Raw genomic sequence first — 2,653 nt, forward strand, 5'->3', positions numbered from 1 at the left:
GCCCACGCGCAGGCGCGACACCCGCTCGCGTATCCGCTCCACCAGATCGTCGGCCACCGAGTCCACCACGCACGGAGGGAACGACGACCATGACACCAACCGCCATCGAGGTCCGCGGCGTCGACAAGCGCTTCGGCCGCTTCCAGGCCCTGGACAAGCTGAACCTGACCGTCCGCACGGGCCAGGTCGCGGGCTTCCTCGGGCCCAACGGCTCCGGGAAGTCCACCACCATCCGCGTCCTGCTCGGCCTCCTCAGGGCCGACGCCGGGACGGTCGTCCTGCTCGGCGGCGATCCCTGGCGGGACGCCGTCGCCCTGCACCGGCGCCTGGCCTACGTGCCCGGCGACGTCACCCTGTGGCCCAACCTGACGGGAGGGCAGGCGATCGACCTGCTCGGGCGGCTGCGCGGCGGGCTCGACCCCGCACGCCGCCGGGAACTGCTGGCCCGCTTCGAACTGGACCCGACCAAGAAGGCGCGCGCCTACTCCAAGGGCAACCGGCAGAAGGTCGCCCTGGTAGCGGCACTGGCCTCCGACGCCGAGCTGCTCGTCCTCGACGAACCCACCTCCGGCCTGGACCCGCTCATGGAGGCCGTGTTCACCGAGTGCGTCCTGGAGGCCAAGGCCCGGGGCCGCACCGTGCTGCTCTCCAGCCACATCCTCTCCGAGGTGGAGAAGCTCTGCGACACCGTCACCATCATCCGCAGGGGGCGCACGGTGGAGTCGGGCACCCTGGACGACCTGCGCCACCTGACCCGCTCCTCCGTGCGCGCCACCGTCACGGGGGACGCCCGGCTCCTGGAGGGCGCCGACGGGGTGCACGACCTGCGGCTCGACGGCGACACCGTCGCCTTCGACGTGGACAACACCCGCATGGGCGCCGTCATGGGCACGCTCACCGGCCTCGGCATCCGCTCCCTGGTGAGCAACCCGCCCTCGCTGGAGGAGCTGTTCCTGCGCCACTACGGCGACGAGCTCGCGGCGTACGGGACCGAAGGCGACGGGGGGACCGCGGCATGAACGCGTTCGCCGGCACCGGCACCCTCGTCAGGTTCGTCCTGCGCCGCGACCGCCTCCGGCTGACCGTCTGGACCCTGGCCCTGGTCGGCACCGTCGTCGCGACCGTTCCGACGCTCGGCGACATGTTCTCCACCGACGCCCAGCGCCAGGCCCGGGCGGCTCTCATGGGGACCCCGACCGGCGTCGTCTTCGGCGGCCCGGGGTACGGGCTGGACGACTACCAGCTCGGCCCGATGGTGGTCAACGAGCTGACCATGAGCGTGCTCATCGCCCTGGCTGTCATGAGCGTCCTGCACGTGGTCCGGCACACCCGCGCCGAGGAGGAGAGCGGCCGCGCCGAACTGCTGCGCGCCAGCGTCCTGGGCACGAGCGCCCAGATGACCGCCGCGCTGGTGACCGTCTCGGCCGTCAACCTGCTCATCGGCGCACTGAGCGCACTGGCCTTGGCGGGCAACGGCCTGGCGGTCGCCGACTCCGCGGCCTACGGGCTGGGGCTGGCCTTGGCCGGGATCTCCTTCGGCGCCCTCGCCGCCGTGTGCGCGCAGATCACCGAGCACGGACGCACCGCCGCGGGCCTGGCCTTCCTGGCCACCGGCGTGCTGTTCCTGTGCCGGGTCGTCGGCGACATGGCCCGGGAGGGCGGCAACGCGCTGTCCTGGCTGTCGCCGTTCGCCTGGGTCCAGCAGACACGCGTGTTCGACGACCTGCGCTGGTGGCCGCTGGCGCTGTACGCGGTCCTCGTGGCGGTGCTCTTCGCGCTGGCCTACGCCCTGGCGGACCGGCGCGACCTCGGCGCGGGCCTGGTCTCCTCCCGGCCCGGTCCGGCCGGCGCGGGCGGGCTGCTCAACGGCGTGTTCGCGCTGCACCTGCACCAGCAGCGCGGGGCGATCCTCGCCTGGACGGCCGCGGTCTTCCTCTTCGCCCTCGCGTTCGGCTCGCTGGCCACGGAGGTGGAGGGGATGCTGGAGGAGAACCCCGACCTGCTGGCCGTCCTCGGCGACTCAGCCGACGACGTCACCGGGGGCTTCCTCGGCACCATGAGCGGTTACGTGCTGATGGCCGCGTCGGCCTACGCCGTCATGTCCGTACTGCGGGCGCGGGGCGAGGAGACCTCCGGGCGCGCCGAGCTGACCCTGTCCGCGGCCGTCGGCAGGGTGCGCTGGTTCGGCGGCGCCCTGCTGGTCAGCGCGCTGTCCTCGGCGGTGATCGTGGCGGCGGGCGGCGTCGGCACGGGCCTGAGCGCGTCCGCGGCCCTGGAGGACCCCTCCTGGACGTGGACGATGACCGGGGCCGCCCTGGCCCAGCTACCGGTGGCCCTGCTGTTCGCCGCGCTGACCGCGCTGCTGGTGGGGACGGCCCCGCGCCTGACCCCGCTGGTGTGGGCGTGGCTGGGCTACAGCCTGCTGGTCTCGCTGCTCGGACCGATGCTGGGCCTCGACGACCGGCTGCTGGAGCTGAGCGCGTTCGGGCTGCTGCCCCAACTGCCCGCCGACGAGTTCGACGCCGTCCCGGTGGCCGCCGCGCTGGGAGCGGCGCTCGCGGCCAACGCGATCGGCCTGGCGGGGTTTCGCCGCCGGGACCTGGTCGGCGTCTGACGGGGACGCGACCGGGGGCGCCGCCGAGCGGGGGGCGGG

General features: G+C 74.0%; 2 protein-coding genes. Both read left to right on the forward strand.

Features of this window, described 5'->3' with window-relative positions:
* The first annotated feature begins 89 nt into the window (after positions 1 to 89).
* Positions 90 to 1,019 (forward strand): ABC transporter ATP-binding protein, encoded by a 930-nt coding sequence (locus ABD54_RS26200; RefSeq protein ID WP_047872226.1) that lies wholly within the window; start codon positions 90 to 92, stop codon positions 1,017 to 1,019.
* Positions 1,016 to 2,614, forward strand: coding sequence for an ABC transporter permease (locus tag ABD54_RS26205; RefSeq protein ID WP_047872227.1), 1,599 nt, complete (start codon positions 1,016 to 1,018; stop codon positions 2,612 to 2,614). Before ABD54_RS26200 ends, ABD54_RS26205 begins: the two co-directional genes overlap by 4 nt.
* Positions 2,615 to 2,653: the final 39 nt, after the last annotated feature.

The organism is Nocardiopsis sp. RV163 (assembly GCF_001029525.1).
Lineage (GTDB): Bacteria > Actinomycetota > Actinomycetes > Streptosporangiales > Streptosporangiaceae > Nocardiopsis > Nocardiopsis dassonvillei.